Annotated in this window: 22 protein-coding genes, 1 tRNA gene and 1 pseudogene; 20 read left to right on the plus strand and 4 right to left on the minus strand. The window is 72.9% G+C overall.

Features of this window, described 5'->3' with window-relative positions; genetic code table 11:
• The first annotated feature begins 13 nt into the window (after positions 1-13).
• The 6 genes from ACN263_RS14160 (at position 14) to ACN263_RS14185 (ending at position 5019) form a co-directional block, all read left to right on the plus strand.
• Positions 14-109 (plus strand) — tRNA-Sec (locus ACN263_RS14160).
• A gap of 20 nt (positions 110-129) precedes the next feature.
• Complete coding sequence (gene selA / locus ACN263_RS14165; RefSeq protein ID WP_422740274.1) at positions 130-1434, plus strand: L-seryl-tRNA(Sec) selenium transferase; 1305 nt, start codon at positions 130-132, stop codon at positions 1432-1434.
• A 2-nt stretch (positions 1435-1436) separates the two neighbouring features.
• Entirely contained in the window at positions 1437-3194 is a 1758-nt protein-coding gene (selB, locus tag ACN263_RS14170) for a selenocysteine-specific translation elongation factor (protein WP_422740275.1), read from the plus strand.
• A 47-nt stretch (positions 3195-3241) separates the two neighbouring features.
• A complete protein-coding gene (locus tag ACN263_RS14175) occupies positions 3242-3439 on the plus strand; it encodes a hypothetical protein (RefSeq protein ID WP_145781709.1) in 198 nt (65 codons plus the stop codon).
• Positions 3440-3483: 44 nt separating this feature from the next.
• The gene (locus tag ACN263_RS14180; protein WP_422740276.1) at positions 3484-4761 is read left to right on the plus strand and encodes a hemolysin family protein; all 1278 of its coding nucleotides are present in this window, start codon (positions 3484-3486) and stop codon (positions 4759-4761) included.
• A gap of 72 nt (positions 4762-4833) precedes the next feature.
• On the plus strand, positions 4834-5019 hold the full coding sequence (locus tag ACN263_RS14185; protein ID WP_355244916.1) for a hypothetical protein: 186 nt from the start codon (positions 4834-4836) through the stop codon (positions 5017-5019).
• A 5-nt stretch (positions 5020-5024) separates the two neighbouring features.
• Here the strand turns inward: ACN263_RS14185 and ACN263_RS14190 are convergent, their stop codons facing one another.
• Complete coding sequence (locus tag ACN263_RS14190) at positions 5025-5675, minus strand: hypothetical protein (protein WP_422740277.1); 651 nt, start codon at positions 5673-5675, stop codon at positions 5025-5027.
• A gap of 150 nt (positions 5676-5825) precedes the next feature.
• Here ACN263_RS14190 and ACN263_RS14195 point away from each other — a divergent pair, with 150 nt between their 5' ends.
• Positions 5826-6032 (plus strand): hypothetical protein, encoded by a 207-nt coding sequence (locus ACN263_RS14195; RefSeq protein WP_422740278.1) that lies wholly within the window; start codon positions 5826-5828, stop codon positions 6030-6032.
• Here ACN263_RS14195 and ACN263_RS14200 read toward each other — a convergent pair.
• From ACN263_RS14200 to ACN263_RS14210, 3 genes are all read right to left on the minus strand, one after another.
• Positions 6029-6505 (minus strand): hypothetical protein, encoded by a 477-nt coding sequence (locus ACN263_RS14200; protein ID WP_422740279.1) that lies wholly within the window; start codon positions 6503-6505, stop codon positions 6029-6031. The two genes, ACN263_RS14195 and ACN263_RS14200, sit on opposite strands and share 4 nt — an antisense overlap.
• A complete protein-coding gene (locus ACN263_RS14205; RefSeq protein WP_088948250.1) occupies positions 6502-6714 on the minus strand; it encodes a phosphatidylethanolamine-binding protein in 213 nt (70 codons plus the stop codon). Before ACN263_RS14205 ends, ACN263_RS14200 begins: the two co-directional genes overlap by 4 nt.
• 72 nt (positions 6715-6786) lie before the next feature.
• Entirely contained in the window at positions 6787-7668 is an 882-nt protein-coding gene (locus ACN263_RS14210; RefSeq protein ID WP_422740280.1) for a universal stress protein, read from the minus strand.
• Positions 7669-7780: 112 nt separating this feature from the next.
• On the opposite strand from ACN263_RS14210, the gene ACN263_RS14215 reads away from it, so the two are divergent.
• From ACN263_RS14215 to ACN263_RS14275, 13 genes and pseudogenes are all read left to right on the plus strand, one after another.
• On the plus strand, positions 7781-8527 hold the full coding sequence (locus ACN263_RS14215; protein ID WP_422740281.1) for an SAM-dependent methyltransferase: 747 nt from the start codon (positions 7781-7783) through the stop codon (positions 8525-8527).
• Between the two features lie 75 nt (positions 8528-8602).
• A complete protein-coding gene (locus ACN263_RS14220) occupies positions 8603-9781 on the plus strand; it encodes a PP2C family protein-serine/threonine phosphatase (protein WP_422740282.1) in 1179 nt (392 codons plus the stop codon).
• 56 nt (positions 9782-9837) lie between these two features.
• On the plus strand, positions 9838-10305 hold the full coding sequence (locus ACN263_RS14225) for a MarR family winged helix-turn-helix transcriptional regulator (RefSeq protein ID WP_422740707.1): 468 nt from the start codon (positions 9838-9840) through the stop codon (positions 10303-10305).
• 281 nt (positions 10306-10586) lie between these two features.
• The gene (locus ACN263_RS14230; RefSeq protein WP_422740283.1) at positions 10587-11219 is read left to right on the plus strand and encodes a CDP-alcohol phosphatidyltransferase family protein; all 633 of its coding nucleotides are present in this window, start codon (positions 10587-10589) and stop codon (positions 11217-11219) included.
• Positions 11216-12151, plus strand: coding sequence for a DUF881 domain-containing protein (locus tag ACN263_RS14235; protein WP_422740284.1), 936 nt, complete (start codon positions 11216-11218; stop codon positions 12149-12151). The genes ACN263_RS14230 and ACN263_RS14235 overlap by 4 nt, the downstream gene beginning before the upstream one ends.
• Positions 12148-12480, plus strand: coding sequence for a small basic family protein (locus ACN263_RS14240; RefSeq protein WP_007460356.1), 333 nt, complete (start codon positions 12148-12150; stop codon positions 12478-12480). Before ACN263_RS14235 ends, ACN263_RS14240 begins: the two co-directional genes overlap by 4 nt.
• Positions 12481-12491: 11 nt before the next feature.
• Positions 12492-13497: pseudogene (locus ACN263_RS14245) on the plus strand (DUF881 domain-containing protein).
• A gap of 58 nt (positions 13498-13555) precedes the next feature.
• The gene (gene gcvH / locus ACN263_RS14250; RefSeq protein ID WP_422740708.1) at positions 13556-13936 is read left to right on the plus strand and encodes a glycine cleavage system protein GcvH; all 381 of its coding nucleotides are present in this window, start codon (positions 13556-13558) and stop codon (positions 13934-13936) included.
• A 217-nt stretch (positions 13937-14153) separates the two neighbouring features.
• Positions 14154-14606: an oxoglutarate dehydrogenase inhibitor Odhl gene (gene odhI / locus ACN263_RS14255; protein WP_007071101.1), complete on the plus strand. Its 453-nt coding sequence runs from the start codon at positions 14154-14156 to the stop codon at positions 14604-14606.
• A 50-nt stretch (positions 14607-14656) separates the two neighbouring features.
• Positions 14657-15358, plus strand: coding sequence for a MerR family transcriptional regulator (locus ACN263_RS14260; protein ID WP_422740709.1), 702 nt, complete (start codon positions 14657-14659; stop codon positions 15356-15358).
• Positions 15359-15540: 182 nt separating this feature from the next.
• Entirely contained in the window at positions 15541-16005 is a 465-nt protein-coding gene (locus ACN263_RS14265; protein ID WP_007460347.1) for a bifunctional nuclease family protein, read from the plus strand.
• A 192-nt stretch (positions 16006-16197) separates the two neighbouring features.
• Complete coding sequence (locus tag ACN263_RS14270) at positions 16198-16794, plus strand: MerR family transcriptional regulator (protein WP_422740285.1); 597 nt, start codon at positions 16198-16200, stop codon at positions 16792-16794.
• A 364-nt stretch (positions 16795-17158) separates the two neighbouring features.
• Positions 17159-17557, plus strand: coding sequence for a group I truncated hemoglobin (locus ACN263_RS14275; protein ID WP_422740286.1), 399 nt, complete (start codon positions 17159-17161; stop codon positions 17555-17557).
• The last annotated feature ends 2 nt before the right edge of the window (positions 17558-17559 follow it).

Consider the following 17559-nt stretch of genomic DNA (forward strand, 5'->3'; position numbering starts at 1 on the left):
TCGAATGTGCGACGGAGGCGTTCAGGCGGCTGGTGCCCCTCCCGGTCTTCAAAACCGGTGTGGTCCGGGACCCGGGCCAGGCGGGTTCGATTCCCGTCCGTCTCCGCCAACGGCGGCAGGAGTGACGTGATGCGTGACGGCAGCGAGGACCCGCGGCGTCGGGTGCCCCGCACCGACACCCTCCTGGCCGATCCGCGGCTGGCGGCGGCCATCGCGACCCTCGGCCGGGACCGGGTCAAGGCCGCCGTCGTGCAGGCGCAGACGCGGGCCCGACGCGGTGAGATCACCCCCGACGAGGTACGGGACGCATCCGTCGCCGGGCTGCCCGCGCCCGGCCCCCGGGCGGTGCTCAACGCCACCGGCGTCGTGCTGCACACCAACCTCGGTCGGGCGGCGCTGTCGCCGACCGCCGTCGCGGCGGTCGTCGCCGCCGCCGGGCACACCGACGTCGAACTGGACCTGACCACCGGACGCCGGGCCCGCCGGGGCCGCGACGCCCTCGACGCGCTCGCCGCCGCCGTGCCGGACGCCGCCGCCGTGCACGTGGTCAACAACGGCGCCGCCGCGCTGGTGCTGGCGGCCACGGCGTTGGCCGCCGACCGCGAGATCGTGGTCAGCCGCGGTGAGCTGGTCGAGATCGGCGACGGCTTCCGCCTGCCCGACCTGCTGGAGAGCACCGGCGCGCGGCTGCGCGAGGTGGGCACCACCAACCGCACCACCCTCGACGACTACGCCGCCGCGGTCGGTCCGCGCAGCGGGTTCGTGCTGAAGGTGCACCCGTCGAACTTCCAGGTCACCGGCTTCACCTCGGCCGTGCCGGTGCGCCGCCTCGCCACCCTCGACGTGCCGGTGGTCGCCGACATCGGCTCCGGACTCCTCGCGGCGGACCCGCTGCTGCCCGACGAGCCCGACGCGGCCAGCACCCTGCGCGCCGGCGCGGCCCTGGTCACCGCGAGCGGCGACAAGCTGCTCGGCGGCCCCCAGGCCGGCCTGCTGCTCGGCGACGCCACGCTTGTCGAACGGTTACGCCGCCACCCGCTCGCCCGGGCGCTGCGCGTGGACAAGCTGACCCTGGCGGCGTTGGCCGCCACCCTGCACCGACCGGACACCCCGACCCGGAGTGCGCTGCACACCGACCCGGCCGCTCTGCGCCGGCGGGTGGAGCTGCTGCGCGACCGGCTGGGCGCGGACGGACGCAAGGCAGAGGTCGTCCCGGCGGTCGCCGTGGTCGGCGGCGGTGGCGCTCCCGGCGTCGAACTGGACTCGTGGGCGCTGAGCCTGCCCGAGCGGTACGCCGCGCCGCTGCGCACCGGAGAGCAACCGGTGCTCGGTCGGGTGGTGCGCGGCCGGCTCCTGCTCGACCTGCGCTGCGTGCCCGTCGACGCCGACGACGCGGTCCTGGCGGCCGTGCTGCGCGTACCCGGGGACGACTGAGCATGTTCGTCGTCGCCACCGCCGGGCACGTCGACCACGGCAAGTCGACCCTGGTGCGGGCGTTGACCGGGATGGAACCCGACCGGTGGGCCGAGGAACGCCGCCGGGGCATGACCATCGACCTGGGATTCGCCTGGACGACGCTGCCGTCCGGGGCCACGATCGCGTTCGTCGACGTACCCGGGCACGAGCGGTTCGTACCGAACATGCTCGCGGGCGTCGGCCCGGTGCCGGCCGCGCTGATCGTGGTCGCCGCCGACGAGGGGTGGATGCCGCAGTCCGCCGAGCACCTGGCCGCGCTCGACGCGCTCGGCGTCGGGCACGGCCTGCTGGTGGTGACCCGCGCGGACCTCGCCGACCCTCATCCGGCGGCGGAACGCGCCCGGTCCGAGATCGCGGCGAGCAGTCTCGGAGCGGTGGAGACGGTCGCGGTCAGCGGGTTGACCGGCGCCGGCCTGCCGCAGTTGCGGGCCGCGCTGGACCGGCTCGTCGCGCGACTGCCCGAGCCCGTGCTGGACGCCCCGGTGCGTCTCTGGGTGGACCGCAGCTTCACCGTGCGGGGCAGCGGCACCGTCGTCACCGGAACCCTGGGCGCCGGCCGGTTGCGGGTCGGCGACACCCTGGAACTGGCCGGCGCCGGCGAGCCGGTCCGGGTCCGCGGCCTGCACCGCCTGGGCGAGGCCCGACCGGAGGTGTCGGCCGTCGCCCGGGTCGCGGTCAACCTCCGGGGTACGCCCCGGGACCGACTCGGTCGTGGCGACGCGCTGCTGACGCCGGGCCGGTTCCACCGCACCGACCTCGTCGACGTCCGGCTCTCCGGCGACCCCGCCGCCGATTTGCCGGCCACCCTCACCCTGCACGTCGGGTCGGCGGCCGTGCCGGTGCGGGTCCGGCCGCTCGGCGTCGACACCGTCCGGCTCCGGCTGGCCCGCCCGCTGCCGCTGCTCGTCGGCGACCGGGCGCTGCTGCGCGATCCCGGCCGTCACCACGTCTGCGGCGGCGTACGGGTCCTCGACGTCGCGCCGCCGCCACTGACCCGCCGGGGCGCGGCGGCTGCCCGCGCGGCCGTCCTCGCCGAGCTGGACGGACGCCCCGACCTGGCCGGTGAGCTGCGCCGCCGCCGCCTGGTCCGGGTCGGCGCGCTCCGTCGGATGGGCGTGCCGGTACAGGCCACCCCGGTCGCCGGTGACTGGCTCGCCGACCCCGGGCACTGGCGGCTCCTCGGCGACCAGGTGACCGAGGAGGTCACCCGCTACGCGCGGGAGCACCCGCTGGAGCCGGGCATGCCCGTCGACGCGCTGCGGCAGCGCCTGGCCCTGCCCGACCGGGCCCTGGTCGAGGCCCTGGTGCGCCCGCCGCTGCGGGTGCACGGCGGTCGGGTCGGCACGACCGCCGTCGACACCCTGCCCGACCCGGTGGCCCAGGCCGTACGGCGGGTCCGCGCCGAGTACGCCGACCATCCGTTCCGCGCCCCGGAGGCGGACCGCCTCGTCGAACTGGGCCTCGGGCCCCGGGAGATCGGCGCGGCGGTACGCGCCGGCGCGCTGCTGCGGCTGGCCGACGCCGTGGTGCTGCTGCCCGAGGCGCTCGACGCGGCGGTCACCGTGCTGGCCGGGCTGCCCCAGCCGTTCACCCTGTCGGCGGCCCGGCAGGCCCTGGACACCACCCGACGGGTGGCGGTGCCGCTGCTGGAGCTGCTGGACCGACGCGGCGTCACCCGCCGGCTGCCCGACGACGCGCGGGTCGTCGTCGTCAGCTGAGCGCCAACCCGGCCCCCGGGACCGCCCCGGTCACCTACGGTGACGCCATGGACCCTTCGGCGGTCTGGCGGGACCGGCAGCACCAGTGGCGGATCGAGGCGTACCGCGCCCCGGATCTGCGCTTCGCCATCTACGCGACGAACGGCCCCACCGAGTCGGTGCCGCTGTGGCTGTTCGGCATGACGGCGTTGGCCCGGTGGTTGATGACGCACAGCATCTCGCTGGACGACCTGGAGGTCGACTAGGGCCTGTTGCTGAACGGCGGGCGGAGTCCGGACGGAGGTGCGCGGTGGGCGGTCAGCTCGGGCAGTTGGCGCTGGTGGCCGTCCTCGTGCTGATCAACGCCGCGCTGTCGGGCAGCGAGATGGCCCTCGTGACGCTGCGCGAGGGGCAGTTGCGGCGGTTGGGCCGGCGCAGCCGGGCCGGCGAGCGGCTGGTACGGCTCTCCCGGGACCCGAACCGCTACCTGGCCACCATCCAGCTCGGCATCACCCTGGCCGGGTTCCTCGCCTCGGCGGCCGCCGCGGTGTCCCTCGCGCAGCCGCTGGTCGGCCCGCTGGGTTTCCTCGGCGCGGCGGCCCGGCCGGCCGCGGTGCTGCTGGTGACGGTGGCCCTGACCTTCGTCACGTTGGTGGTGGGCGAGTTGGCGCCGAAGCGCCTCGCCATGCAGCGCGCCGAGCGGTGGGCGCTGCTCAGCGCCGGGCCGCTGGACCTGCTCGCCCGGGTGTCCCGTCCGGCGGTGTGGCTGCTGAGCTGGGCGACCGACGTGGTGGTCCGGCTGGCCGGCGGGAACCCGCGGGCCAGCCGCGAGGAGATGACCGAGGAGGAGCTGCGGGAGATGCTGGCCAGTCAGCGGGGCCTGTCGGCGCAGCAGCGGGAGATCCTGACCGGCGCGTTCGACATCGCCGGTCGGACGCTGCGGGAGATCCTGGTGGCCCGCCGGGAGGTGACCACGCTGCCGGCCGACCTGCCCGCCGCCGAGGGCGTACGGCTGCTCGGCGCCGCCGGGCGCTCCCGCGCGCCGGTGACCCGCCCGGGCGGCCTGGACGAGGTGATCGGCGTGGTGCACATCCGCGACCTGGTCCGCGCCGAGGTCGGCACGGTGGGGGAGCAGGTCCGGCCGCCGCTGCTGCTGCCGGTCACCCTGCCGGTCGCCGACGCGCTGCGCCAACTGCGCCAGGAACACCAGCAGCTGGCCCTGGTGGTGGACGAGCACGGCGGCATCGACGGCATCGTCACGCTGGAGGACCTGCTGGCCGAGGTCGTCGGCGAGCTGTACGACGAGACCGACCGGGACGTGCACGGTGTGGTCCGGGAGCCGGACGGGTCACTGCTGGTGCCCGGTGACTTCCCCCTGCACGACCTGCCCGACGTGGGCGTGCGGCTGAGCTTCCCGCTGTCCCGGGAGTACACGACGGTGGCCGGGCTGGTGCTGTCCCGGTTGCGGCACCTGCCGGCGTCTCCCGGGGAGACGGTGCGGTTGCCCGGGTTGACCATCGAGGTGGTGGAGGTCGCCGACCGGGCGGTACGGCGGGTGCGGCTGCGCGGCTTCGTCGCCGAACGGTGAACGGACCCCCAAAAGAGGGACAACCCGCCTGAAAAGCCACCGTACGACGGTGGCCCGCCTACGGTGCGGTACGTGAAGGACCGAGGGTTGCGTACGTTCGTCACCGTCCTCGCCGGCCTCGCGGTGATCTACTTCGGCAGCACCGGCCGCAGCCCCGAGGAGGGCCGTGGCATCTCCGGCGGGGTCATCGTCCTGGCGCTGCTCGCCGCGCTGCTGGTGTGGCATCTGACCCGACCGGGGGACAAGACCGTCAAGTGAGCGGCTCAGCCGGCGGCGACGCGGCTGACCTCGCCGGCGGACTCCTCGCCGAGCGCCACCCGGACCAGCGCCGAGGCGAGGCGGCCGAAGTCCGGCTCGTCGACCAGGGCGGCCAGCCGGTCCGGTGAGCCCGGCAGGCCCAGTCGTTTCGCGCCGGCGAGAGCCCGCCGGTCGGCGTACGGGCGCACGTCGGACCAGACCGTCTGCGCCTCGCGCAGGTAGATGTCCGCGCCGGTGGGTCCGATGCCGGGGAACTCGGTGAGCCGCCGCCGCAGCCCGGCCGGGTCGCCCTGGGCGTCGCGGTGCAGCCGCCGCAGGTCGCCGTGCCACCGGTCCAGACACAACCGCGCGCCGGTGCCCAGCATGGTGGCGGTGCGTTCGTCGTAGCGGCGGTAGTGACCCCGGCCCAGCGCGTCGACCCGCTGCTGCCAGCTCGCCGCCTCCATCGCCTGCGGCGTGCGGTAGCCGGCCGCGAACAACTCCCGGGCGGCGTCGACCGCGACGCACGCCCGGATCCGGGTGCTCAGCAGGGTGGCCAGCACCAGCAGTTGGTACAGCGGGCCGGGACGGTCGGCGAGCCGGATGCCGGCCTCCTCGGCGTACGTGTCGCCCCGGCGGTCCAGCAGGACCCGCACCACAGCTCGATCGTCACCCATCCCACCGGGGTACCCGCCCGGCGCCCGGCTAGCCCTGTCGACTGCCGGCGCGGTCGTCGGTCGGTGCGGGTGGAGAATGCGGTCCGGCCCGGCGGGTATGCGGCCGGCGGAGGCGGTCGATGCCGCCTGCCGTACCGGGAGGAGACGCTCGTGGTCAACCCGCAGCAGGAGGAGTTCCGGCGTAACGCCAAGGGAGCGACCAGCCAGGACAGCAAGGGCCCCGGACCGACCGGGCATCCGCTCAACCGTGGCTCGTCGCGCGGGGACGCCGGTCGGCCGGTGCCCAAGGGCCAGGTGTCGCCGTACGGCCCGGCGGGTGAGCCGGTCGCCGAGGACGACAGCGACAGCCGCGCCTAACCCGCGCGCCCGGACGGCCGTCGCAACCTGTTCCAGGTGGCGGCGGCCGTCAGCCCGTACGCCAGGTGCGGGATGATGTCGGAGATCCAGTCCGAGCGCCGCCAGGTACGGGGATCGCTGATGCCCAGCGCCGTGATGGAACCGTCGGTCATCGCCATGACGCCCGCGCCGAGCACACCGGTGGCCATCGGCAGTGGCTGCCGTCGACCTCCGGCGTAGAGCGCGAACGCCACGCCGGCGGCGATGCCCAGCCCGTAACCGATCAGGGGCCCGAGCCCCGAGCGGCGGGTGGCCGCCCGGGGCTCCGGTCCCAGGTCCACGTGCGCGAGGTGGGCCAGCTTGTCGACGGTCTGCTCCGGTGTGCTGCTCGCCGGCCGCGCCCGTAGCGCGATGTCGAGGAAGCCCACCACGTTCAGCGCGGTGCTGCCGACCGCGCCCGCGATCGCGCCGTCGGCCAGGTCGACGCCCCTCACTTCGGGTCGCCCGGTTCGCGTTCGCTCTTGGGCCCGTAGGTGCGCTCACCACGCACGACGCCCCGTTGGCCGCGATCCTCCTGAAGGATCCGGTTGGCGACCTGGTTGGCCTTGCCGTCGGGTACCCGGCGTCCGGAGTCGTCGATGGCGTTACGCAGGCGCGCCCGCTGCTTGTCGTACGCGTTGCTGCCCGGCCGTGGTCCTGGCATCTGCTGCCTCCTTCGTCGCCGTTGGCGTACCGCGGCCGTCTACCCGTTGGGCGGCGGACCAACCCCGGGGCGTCAGCGGGGGCCGCGCACCACCATGACGGGGCAGCGCGCGTGGTGCAGCACCGACTGGCTCACCGACCCCAGCAGCAACCCGGTCACCTCACCGCGCCCCTGCCCGCCGACGACCAGCAGTTGGGCGTCGGCGGAGGTCTCGGCGAGCACCGCGCCGGCCCGCCCGCGCGTCGCCCGGCAGGTCAGGCGCAACCCCGGATGACGTAGGGCCAGCCCGTCCAGCCAGCCGTCGAGCAGCCGCTCCTGCTCGCCGTGCAACCGCGCCTCGTCGTACACCAGGGGTTGCATGTCGCCGGGGCCGCTGCTGCCGGGATGCCGGTAGGCGTGCACCGCGCGCAGCGGCACGCCGCGCGCCACCGCGGTCTCGGCGGCGGCGTCGGCGGCGAGCAGCGACGCCGCCGAGCCGTCCATGCCGACCACCACCGGCCCGTCGGGGCGTTGCTCGCCGCGGGCGACCAGCACGGGACAGTCGGCGTACGCGCTGACCTGCACCGCCACCGAGCCGACGACGAGTGCGGAGAAGCCGCCCAGTCCCCGGTCGCCGAGCACGATGAGGGCTGCGGTGGGGGATTCGCCCACCAGCACCGCGGCGGCCTCACCGTCGATGATCTCGCCGGAGACGGTCAGCCCGGGCGTGGTCGCCTCGGCCTCGGCCACCGCGGCGGCGACCAGTTCCTGTGCCCGTTGGCGCAGGCCTGCGCCGGGCGGCGCGCCGGGGGCCGGGGAGTCCGGCACCCGCAGCAGCGGCCAGATGAATCCGTGCACCACGCGCAGCGGTCGGTGCCGGCGGACCGCCTCGGCGGCGGCCAGGCGCACGGCGCGCAGGGACGCTTGCGAGCCGTCCACGCCGACCACCACCGCCGCGCTGTCCGCCGAGTTCATCGCTCACCCCCTGCCGGGGCCAGTATCGCGGGCGTGGCGGCGCGGCGGAGCGATACCGCCGCTCGGGCCCGGTCGGTACGCTGGCGACGACTCCAGGGGAGGAGCGTCGTCGATGGGTGAACCGGACGAGCCGAGCACCGCTCGCATGATCGACTTTTGGCTCGGTGGGGAGCACCACTTCGCCGTCGATGTGGCCGCGGCGACCGCCTTCGAGCAGGCGTACGGGCCGTGTGCGCCGGTCTTTCGGGAGCTGCGGGCGTTCCTCGGCCGAGCGGTCCGAGCGATCGTCGCGCAGGGCGTGGACGGGTTCCTGGTCTTCGGGGCGGGGGTGCCCACGATGGGCAACGTGCACGAGGTCGCTCCGGACGCCACGGTGCTCTACACCGACGTCGACCCGGTGACCATCCGGTTGGGTCAGCGGATCCTCGCCGGCAGCGACCGGGCGGGCTACGGCTACGGCGACGCCACCGACATCGGCACCATCGACCCGGCCCAACTGCACCGCTTCGTACCGGGGTGGGGGCGACGGCCGGTGGGGGTGGTCTTCCTCGGGCTGGCCGCGTTCCTCGACGACGGCACGCTGACGCGTACCCTCGACGAACTGTACGCGGCGGCGGCGCCGGGCAGCCTGCTGGCTGTGGACTTCGACACCGAGGAGTTGGCCGCCCACCCGCAGGCGCTGGCGATGATGGGGCCGGCGTTCCGGATGCGCCCGCCGGCGGCGTTCGCGCCGCTGCTGGGCCGGTGGACACCGACGGCGGACGGGATCGTCCCGGTGCACCGGTGGCGGTCCGCCGGGGTGCCGGTCGACGTGCCGGACGCCTTCCACGGCGTCCTGGCGACACGGGGCGCGGACTGACCCGCGACGACGGGTTGTCCGGGCGCGTCCGTATGATGCTTGCCCTGTAGCAAGTTTCTGGAGGGACGACCAAGCATGGTGGACGCGCCGGACGGGGTGTCGCGCGCGCTGCGCGAAGCCGCGCCCGACCAGTTGGCGGAGGCGGCGGACCGGGCGATCCGGGCGGCGTTGGGCGCGGTGCGCACCGACGTGTTCGTCGCCGACTACCGGATCAGCGGGCTCTGGCCCGTGCTGGATCCGGACCTGCCGGCTGCTGGGGCCCTGGCCCGGCACACCGTGGCGCAGCGCTGCTTCTCCAGCCAGCAGCCGGTGCGCGACGGTCTCGAGGACGGCGCGTGCCGGCTCTACCTGCCCCTGACGGTGTGGGGGGAGCGGTTGGGTGTGCTGCTCATCGAGTTGCCGACGGTGCCCGGCCCGGCGGTCACCGGCCGTGCCGCCGACATCGCCGGCGACCTGGCGGTGGCGATGCGGGCCGCGGACCGGGAGACCGACCGGTACCGGCGGGCCCGTCGCCGGGAGCGGCTCAGCATGGCCGCCGAGATGCAGTGGGACCTGCTGCCCGGGCGCAGCGTGGCACACCGCTACTTCCACCTGGCCGGGCAACTGGAGCCGGCGTACACCGTCGGGGGAGACCACTTCGACTGGTCGCTGGACGGTGAACGGCTCACGTTGACGGTGCTCAACGGGGAGGGCAACGGCCTGGCCGCGTCGCTGCTGACGGCGGTCACGGTGAACGCCATGCGCAACGCCCGGCGCTCGGACGGCGGCCTCGTGGAGCAGGCGGAGCTGGCCTCGGACACGGTCTACTACCAGCACCGGGGCCGCCGGCATGTGGCCACGCTGCTGCTCGAGCTGGACATCGTCACCGGGCGGGTACGGGCGGTCGACGCCGGTTCGCCGCACCTGCTGCGGATGCGCGGCGCGACCGTCGAGCCGATGACGCTGGATCAGCAGTTGCCGCTGGGCATGTTCGCCGAGACCCGCTACGAGGTGCAGGAGTTCCAGCTCGCGCCGGGTGACCGGGTCTTCGTGGTCAGCGACGGGGTGTGGGCGGCCGAGCCGGCGGGGCGGGAGCCGTACGGGCAGCGGATGATGGCCCGCTCGTTGCGCGCCACTCGGTTGCAGCCGGCGACCGAGGCGGTTGGTACGGTGATGCGCGAACTACACGCCTACCACGCGGATTCCGATTTGCGCGACGACGCCGTCGTCGTCTGCCTCGACTGGCATGGTCCGCGTGGGCGGGATGGCGGATGAGAGTCGCCGCCACCGTCCCGGGCGGGCAGCAGCGCGACGACGGCAGGGGACATCGGGTGGAGCGACCGACGGATCTCGCCGCGGCGATCAACGCGGCCGCAGAGACCCTGATCGCCGTGCTCGACTCGGCGGCGTCGCGGCATCAGGTGCCGCCGACGCAGTTGCGGGTGCTGATGCTGATCAGCGGCCGGCCGGAGACCAACGTCAACGGGCTGGCGGAGCTGCTGGACGTGGTGCCCTCGTCGGCCAGTCGGCTGTGCGACCGGTTGGAGGCGACCGGCCTGTTGCGGCGGGTGGCCGACCCGCGCGACCGGCGGGAGGTGCGGCTGGTGCCCACCGCTGCGGCGCTGACGCTGCTGCGGGAGCTGGCGGAGCGGCGCCAGCGCGCGGTGCAGGCCGTGTTGGACCGGATGGCGCCCCGGGCGCAGCACGACCTGCTGGCGTCGCTGTTGGCGTTCGGCCGGGCGGCTACGCAGACGGTGCCGGAGCAGCAGACCGACCAGGCGGCCGTCCAGACGGCGTGACGTCTTCCACTAGTGTCCTAGGACGCTCTAGCGGTGGTGATCCACACCACAGTGCGGCACCACCGCGCCGAGAGCGCGCGGCGCCCGAGGCCCGCCCGGGAGCCCGATATAGTGGCAGCGCACTCAGCCGGCCCGCGATCACCGAGATCGCGGGCCGTATCAGGGCAGAGGTCCCGTCCCGGGGCCGCAGGGGAGCCGGTGCTTACCGGCCCGACAGCGCGTACGACCTCCGCCGCGCCCGATCTCGGCCTGGCGTCGGTGCGTGCCGTGAAGGAGGTTCGGTGTCGCGTCGGCCGGCTCAGGCAGAGCACCCGCGGGACACCGGCGACCAGGCGCCCGGCGACCAGGTGCTCACCCTGCCCAACCTGATCAGCTTCGGACGGCTGCTCGGCGTACCCCTGTTCCTCTATCTCTTCCTGGTGGCCCGGGCGGACGTCGCGGCGGTGGTGGTGCTGGCCATCGGCGGCACCACCGACTGGGTGGACGGCTGGATCGCCCGCCGGCTGCGGCAGGTGAGCCGGCTCGGTGAGCTGCTCGACCCCCTCGCCGACCGGCTCTACATCCTCGCCACCCTGCTCGCCTTCACCGCCCGCGAGGTGGTGCCGTGGCAGTTCACGGCGGCGCTGCTGGCCCGGGAGTTGCTGCTGCTCGGCTCGCTGGCGGTGCTGCGCCGCTTCGGGTACGGGCCGCCGCCGGTGCACTACGTCGGCAAGACCGCCACGTTCCTGCTGCTCGCGGCGTTCCCGGTGCTGCTGCTGGCCACCGAGTGGGATGCGGCGGCCACGGCGACGGCCGCGATCGGCTGGGGGTTGGCCTGGTGGGGGCTGGTGCTCTACTGGGTGGCCGGTGCGATGTACGTGGTGCAGGCGTCGCGGCTGGTGCGCGCGGCCCGGGGCCGGGGAGCGGCCGCGTGAGCGCGACGCCGCCGCCGCGGCCCCGCTCGGATCGGGTGTACGCGCCGGACTTCCTCACCGAGTTGTTCCGCAACCCGCTGGACCCGGGATACGCGGACGCGGCTGCCGCGCGCCGGCGGGGGACGTCTTCGGACGCGAACCGGAGCTGGGCGGCGCGGTCCGTCGGCCTGGTCGTGGTGGTGGTGCTGGGTTTCCTGTTCGCGGTGGCGTATCGCCAGACGATGGCGGACGAGCCGGGGCGTGCCCAGGCGCGCTCGGGGCTGGTGGCGCAGATCAAGGAGCGGGAGAGCCAGACCGACCGGTTGTCGGCGCGGGCGGACCAGCTGCGCGAGGAGGTCAGCCGGCAGCGGGACGCGGCGTTGAGCGGTTCGGCCGCGGCGCGGCTGCGGGACCTGGAGGCGAGCACCGGGCTGGGTCGGGTGCGGGGCGACGGTGTGGTGGTGCGCCTGGCGGACGCTCCGGGGAACGCGGACGCGGTGACCGGTGCGGGCGCGGGGCCGCCGCGGGTGCTCTACAGCGATCTGCAGGGTGTGGCGAACGCGTTGTGGAGCGCCGGTGCGGAGGCGATCGCGATCAACGGGCAGCGGTTGACCTCGACGTCGACGATCCGTTCGGCGGGTGAGGCGATCCTGGTGGATTTCCGGCCGGTGACGGGGCCGTACGAGGTGTCGGCGACGGGTCCGGGGTCGATGCGGCGCAAGTTCGAGGACAGTCGGAACGCGGCGCTGATGCGGGAGGTCGCGCAGAAGACCGGGTTGTCGTTCGGTGTGCGGGAGGCGGAGGACCTCACCCTGCCGGCGGCTCCGGAGCCGCAGCTACGCTACGCCAGGCCGTCGGTCAGTCCGAGCCCTTCGGGTGCGGTTGGCCGGTCTGGTAGTCCTGGGTCGTCGGGTTCGCCGGGGACCGCTAGTCCTTCCGGAGGTGGCGGATGATCGCGGTGCTGGCGTTGCTCGCCGGTGTGGTGCTCGGGGTGTGGCTTGATCCCACGGTGCCGGCGGCGTTGCAGCCGTACCTGCCGATCGCGGTGGTGGCCGCGTTGGACGCGGTGTTCGGTGGGGTGCGGGCGAAGTTGGACCGCATCTTCGACGACAAGCAGTTCGTGGTGTCGTTCATCTCGAACGTGCTGGTGGCTGGGCTGATCGTGTACCTGGGTGACCAGTTGGGTGTGGGCGGGCAGTTGTCCACGGGTGTGGTGGTCGTGCTGGGTGTGCGCATCTTCGGAAATGTGGCGGCGATCCGTCGGCACCTGTTCCGGGCGTAGGTTTGACAGCGATGAGCGACGAGCAGGCGGAGACGGGGACGGGCTGGCCGCAGCCGGCGGTGCCGGGGCGGTCTGGTGGGCCGGCGGGTGAGCCGGACCCGCGGCCGGACGCGCCGGATCCGGACGAGTTGAGTCCGTTGGCGCCGCACGAGCCGGTTCGGGAGCCGGAGCCGCTCGACGCGGAGCCCGAGGTGTCGCCGTCCGATGACGGGGCGACGGTGGATCTGCGTGCGGTGTCGCGGGCGGGGGAGCCGGCGGCGTCTTCTTCCGAGGCGGCGGATGAGCCCGAGGTGTCGCCGGCCGCGCCCGTGGCGGGTCGGTCGCGGTGGAGCGCGGCGGGCGGGATGATCGCGGTGTTGTTGGCGTTGTTGGGCTTCACGCTGGTCGTGCAGTTGAAGACGACGTCAGCGGATCCGACGTTGGGGGCGACGCGGCAGGAGGACCTGGTGCGGATCCTGTCGGATCTGGATGCCCGGGAGAGTCGCCTGCAGCAGGACATTCGGGCGTTGGAGGACAGTCAGCGGCAGTTGGCCTCGGGTGAGCAGGGTCGGCAGGCGGCGTTGGACGAGGCGACGCGTCGGGCGGACGAGCTGGGGATTCTGGCGGGTACGTTGCCGGCGGTGGGGCCGGGGTTGACGGTGCAGTTCTCCAGTGGGGTCAAGCCGATCACGGCGAACCGGGTGTTGGACGCGGTGCAGGAGTTGCGGGGCGCGGGCGCGGAGGCGATGCAGATCTCCGGTGGTGACCGGGCGACGGTGCGGGTGATCGCGTCGACGTACTTCCTGGACGGGGAGAACGGGTCGTTGGTGGTGGAGGGGCGGCGGTTGACGGGCCCGTACACGATCACGGTGATCGGTGATCCGGCGACGATGCGTACGGCGTTGAACATTCCTGGTGGGGTGGTGGCGTCGGTCCGGGGTGACGGCGGTAACGTGACGTTTGGGGAGCGTGAGGTTGCCGAGGTTTCGGCGCTGCACGCGCCGACCAAGTAGGAAACACGCCCGTCCGGTCTCCTGACCGGCGCGGCCGCGCCGGGCCCGGGTGGTCCGGGGCACGATGGATGAGGACGCGTCTGGTGATTCCCGAGGATCTGCGATACACCGCCGAGCATGAGTGGGTGGCGGGTGACGGTACCGGTTCGGTCCGGGTCGGCATCACGCACTTCGCGCAGGACGCGCTGGGTGACATCGTGTACGTGCAGTTGCCGGAGGCGGGTGCGGTCGTGGCGGCCGGTGACTCGTTGGGTGAGATCGAGTCGACCAAGAGCGTGTCGGAGATCTACGCCCCGGTCGCGGGTACGGTGTCGGCGCGGAATGAGGCGCTGGGTGACACTCCTGAGCTGATCAACACGGATCCGTACGGTGCGGGTTGGTTGGTGGAGATCACGCCGACCGATCCGACGGCGACGGACGGGTTGCTCACGGCGGGCGCGTATCAGAAGATCACCGAAGGCTGAGTGTGCTTGATCCGGCGCGCGGGATGTCTGCGCGCGTCCGGTTGCCCTGCATTTCGGCGCTGGCTAGGCTCGCCCAGTCGACCGAGAAGAACCCATTAGTTGTGCGTTGCGGAATTGCCTTCCCGGGCACGGGGAGCCAGCCGCCGGGTGTTGGAGTGCCCGGCGGCCAGACCCGCCATTACCCGACGCCGACCGAACAGATCCGTGAGGTGGTCCCATGACGCGGCCAGACGACGAGTTCCCCCCGCTCGACGTCACTTCGACGCTCAATCTCGGCTCGCTCGACGAAGTGCTGGAGGGGCCGGACACCGATGTGGTGCCGAGCCGGATGTCCGGTTCGTTGCCGCCGGGTATGGCGCTGCTGGTGGTTCGTCGCGGCCCGAATGCGGGCGCCCGGTTCCTGTTGGACCATGATGTGACGACCAGTGGCCGGCATCCGGACAGTGACATCTTCCTCGATGACGTGACGGTGTCGCGTCGGCACGCGGAGTTCCACCGTGATGGTGGGACGTTCACGGTGCGGGACGTGGGTAGCCTGAATGGCACGTACGTGAATCGTGAGCGGGTCGAGGCGGCCACGTTGAGCAATGGTGACGAGGTTCAGATCGGTAAGTTCCGGGTGGTGTTCATCGCCGGTCCGCGCCCGGAGGAGGAGGCCGGCCGGGGGTGAACGAGCCTGCGGCCTCCACGCCACCCGGGGCGGCCCGGTCCCAGCCGCTGATGAGCATCGGTGAGGTGCTGGGTCAGTTGCGGGTGGATTTCCCGGACACCACCATTTCGAAGTTGCGGTTCCTCGAGGCCGAGGGGCTGGTCGAGCCGCAGCGGACGGCGGCGGGTTACCGGAAGTACAGCTGGGACGATGTGGCGCGGTTGCGGTTCGTGTTGACCGCGCAGCGGGACAGGTACCTGCCGTTGCGGGTGATCCGTGAGCAGTTGGCCGAGTGGGATTCGTCCGGTGAGCAGCCGGAGCGGTCGCGGCCGGCGTTGGTGGCGGTGGGGCCTGATGGTGCGGTGCCGGGTCGGGAGTCGGCGGAGCCGGCCGAGTCGTCGCAGGTGCGGCTCGGCCGGGCTGAGTTGGTGGCCCGGAGTGGGATCGACGAGTCGACGCTCGGGGAGTTGGAGCGGCTCGGTGTGCTGGTGTCGGATCCGCCGGGGTGGTATGACGCGGATGCGTTGATCATCGCGTCGGCGGTGGCGGGTCTGGCGGCGTACGGGTTGGAGCCGCGGCATCTGCGGGGTTATCGGACGGCGGCCGATCGTGAGGTCGGGTTGTTCGCGCAGTTGGTGGCGCCGTTGGCGCGGCAGAGTGATCCGGCGGCGCGGGCGCGGGCGGCGGAGACGGCGCGGGAGTTGGTGGCGTTGTCGGAGCAGTTGCATGCGGCGTTGGTGCGGGTGGGTTTGCGGTCGACGTTGGGTCGGTGAGGTGCCCGGCAGGTGGCGGCGGAGCGGAAAGATCTCTTCTCGGAAGCGTGCCGTAGGCTTGCCGGGGTAACCCCTTTCTGGCGCGGGCGTGGTGCTGTAGCGCATGGGACGGCCGTGTTGCGGTCCGTGTACCGTGCAGGGAAGGGCGCGGTGCGTAGGTTGACGACGACACGGAGGCGGCGGTGCGCGAGCTGAGCGTGGTCGGAGTTCGGGTGGAGCTGCCCAGCAACCAGCCGATCGTCCTGCTCAGGGAGGTCGAGGGCGACCGCTATCTGCCGATCTGGATCGGTGCGGTCGAGGCCACGGCTATCGCTTATGAGCAGCAGGGGGTCAAGCCGGCCCGGCCGTTGACGCATGATCTTTTGCGGGATGTGCTGGCGGCGTTGCAGGCGCCGTTGCAGGCGGTGGAGATCACCGAGCTCAAGGAGAACGTGTTCTACGCCGATTTGTTGATCGGTGACGGGGTGCGGGTGTCGGCGCGGCCGAGCGATTCGATCGCGTTGGCGTTGCGGGTTGGTGCGCCGATTCGTTGTGCCGAGCAGGTCCTCAGCGAGGCGGGGATCGTTATCCCTGACGAGCAGGAGGATGAGGTGGAGAAGTTCCGCGAGTTCCTGGAGCAGGTGCGTCCGGAGGACTTCGCGGGCTGAGTGGTTCGGGTTCCCGGCTGGCGTCACGGTGGGTGACGTCGGTACGTGGTTGGTGATCTTTCTCGGTGGCTGCGCGGCGTGTCGCGTCGGTTCCTCCGCGGTAACCCCTGAGTGTGGCGTTAGGGTTGCCGTGTCGAGGGGTGCGCGTCGGAGGACACGATGCGTCGCCGCACTGACGGGGAGGTTGTCCGGATGCACGAGCCGCAGGATTCCGATCCGGGTACACGGGTGAACGAGCCGGGTGCGTCGTCGCCGGGTGTGGCGACTGACGGTGACGGCTCGGTGGGCTACCGAGGTGTGACGGCGTGCCACGCGGTGGGCATCAGTTATCGGCAGTTGGATTACTGGGCGCGGACGACGTTGGTGGTGCCGAGCGTTCGGGACGCGTCGGGTTCGGGGACGCAGCGGTTGTATTCGTTCCGCGATCTGGTGGTGTTGAAGGTCGTGAAGCGGTTGTTGGATGCGGGGGTGTCCCTGCAGAACATCCGCAAGGCGATCGAGGCGTTGCGGTCGCGTGGTGTGGAGGATCTGGCGGGGATCACGCTGATCTCTGACGGGACGACGGTGTATGAGTGCCGGTCCCCGGAGGAGGTGGTCGACCTGTTGCAGGGTGGGCAGGGCGTGTTCGGGATCGCTATCGGTGGGGCGTTCAAGGAGATTCAGGGGTCGTTGTCGCATCTGCCGGCGGAGCCGGCGGCGAGCGGCCCGGCGGAACCGGTGGTGGATTCCTCGTCGGATCCGGTGGGTGACGAGTTGGCGGCGCGGCGGGCGCGGCGGCGCGCGGGTTGAGTAGCGCTGCGCGTCGGTGGGTGCGCGGTCCGTCGGTGCGGGTGACTTTTTTGGACACGCCCGTTCGGTGACTGTGGGTCAGGGCAATCGAGGTCGGGTGACCGTTCCCCGTTCGATGAATCCATCGTGGGCACGATCTGTGGTGTGCCGGTTGCCGTGGGTGGATTCTGGGATGGGTTCTGGTGACGATCCGTGTCCACCAGTTGTCGGGAATCGGATAGGGGGGCCCTGACCGGACGTCGCGGGCACGCTATGGTCCGTCACGGTCCCCGCCGTGGTGCCCGTGGCACGCGGGTGTCGCGTCGGTGGCCCTAGCCCCTGCGCGTCACCGCGCGCGCGACCTTTCACCCCGGAAGGAACGACCGTGACGGTTACGGAAGAGACCGCTGCCGCCTCGCATTACGACCGCATCGGCGGCGCGAGTTCGGTGAAGGCGGCCGTCGAGCTGTTCTACGACAAGGTCCTCGCCGATCCCGAGTTGGCGGGCTATTTCGCCACTGTGGACATGCCGACCCAGCGTCGGCACCTGGCGTTGATGTTGACGGTGGTGTTGGGCGGCCCGAACGAGTACGCGGGTCGCGGTCTGGCCGAGGCGCACCAGCCGTTGGGCATTCCAGCCGAGCACTACGCGAAGGTGGGCGTGCACCTGGTCACGACGCTGACCGAGTTGGGTGTGCCGGCCGACGTCCTGGAGCACGTGCGCACAGTGCTGGGTCAGGTGCAGGACCAGGTGGTGTCCACCGGAGAGCGTCCGGGCGTCTGAGC

Origin of the sequence: Micromonospora sp. WMMD729 (assembly GCF_049315225.1) — a bacterium.
In the GTDB taxonomy this organism is placed as follows: Bacteria; Actinomycetota; Actinomycetes; order Mycobacteriales; family Micromonosporaceae; genus Micromonospora.

What these genes read in the sequence shown, in the direction of transcription:
- ACN263_RS14220 (WP_422740282.1), top strand. Translation starts at nt 8,603, where the DNA reads ATGGTGGACGCGCCGGACGGGGTGTCGCGCGCGCTGCGCGAAGCCGCG.
- ACN263_RS14175 (WP_145781709.1), top strand. Translation starts at nt 3,242, where the DNA reads ATGGACCCTTCGGCGGTCTGGCGGGACCGGCAGCACCAGTGGCGGATC.
- odhI (WP_007071101.1), top strand. Translation starts at nt 14,154, where the DNA reads ATGACGCGGCCAGACGACGAGTTCCCCCCGCTCGACGTCACTTCGACG.
- ACN263_RS14190 (WP_422740277.1), bottom strand. Translation starts at nt 5,675, where the DNA reads ATGGGTGACGATCGAGCTGTGGTGCGGGTCCTGCTGGACCGCCGGGGC.
- selA (WP_422740274.1), top strand. Translation starts at nt 130, where the DNA reads ATGCGTGACGGCAGCGAGGACCCGCGGCGTCGGGTGCCCCGCACCGAC.
- selB (WP_422740275.1), top strand. Translation starts at nt 1,437, where the DNA reads ATGTTCGTCGTCGCCACCGCCGGGCACGTCGACCACGGCAAGTCGACC.
- ACN263_RS14205 (WP_088948250.1), bottom strand. Translation starts at nt 6,714, where the DNA reads ATGCCAGGACCACGGCCGGGCAGCAACGCGTACGACAAGCAGCGGGCG.
- ACN263_RS14215 (WP_422740281.1), top strand. Translation starts at nt 7,781, where the DNA reads ATGGGTGAACCGGACGAGCCGAGCACCGCTCGCATGATCGACTTTTGG.
- ACN263_RS14270 (WP_422740285.1), top strand. Translation starts at nt 16,198, where the DNA reads ATGCACGAGCCGCAGGATTCCGATCCGGGTACACGGGTGAACGAGCCG.
- ACN263_RS14260 (WP_422740709.1), top strand. Translation starts at nt 14,657, where the DNA reads ATGAGCATCGGTGAGGTGCTGGGTCAGTTGCGGGTGGATTTCCCGGAC.
- ACN263_RS14240 (WP_007460356.1), top strand. Translation starts at nt 12,148, where the DNA reads ATGATCGCGGTGCTGGCGTTGCTCGCCGGTGTGGTGCTCGGGGTGTGG.
- ACN263_RS14210 (WP_422740280.1), bottom strand. Translation starts at nt 7,668, where the DNA reads ATGAACTCGGCGGACAGCGCGGCGGTGGTGGTCGGCGTGGACGGCTCG.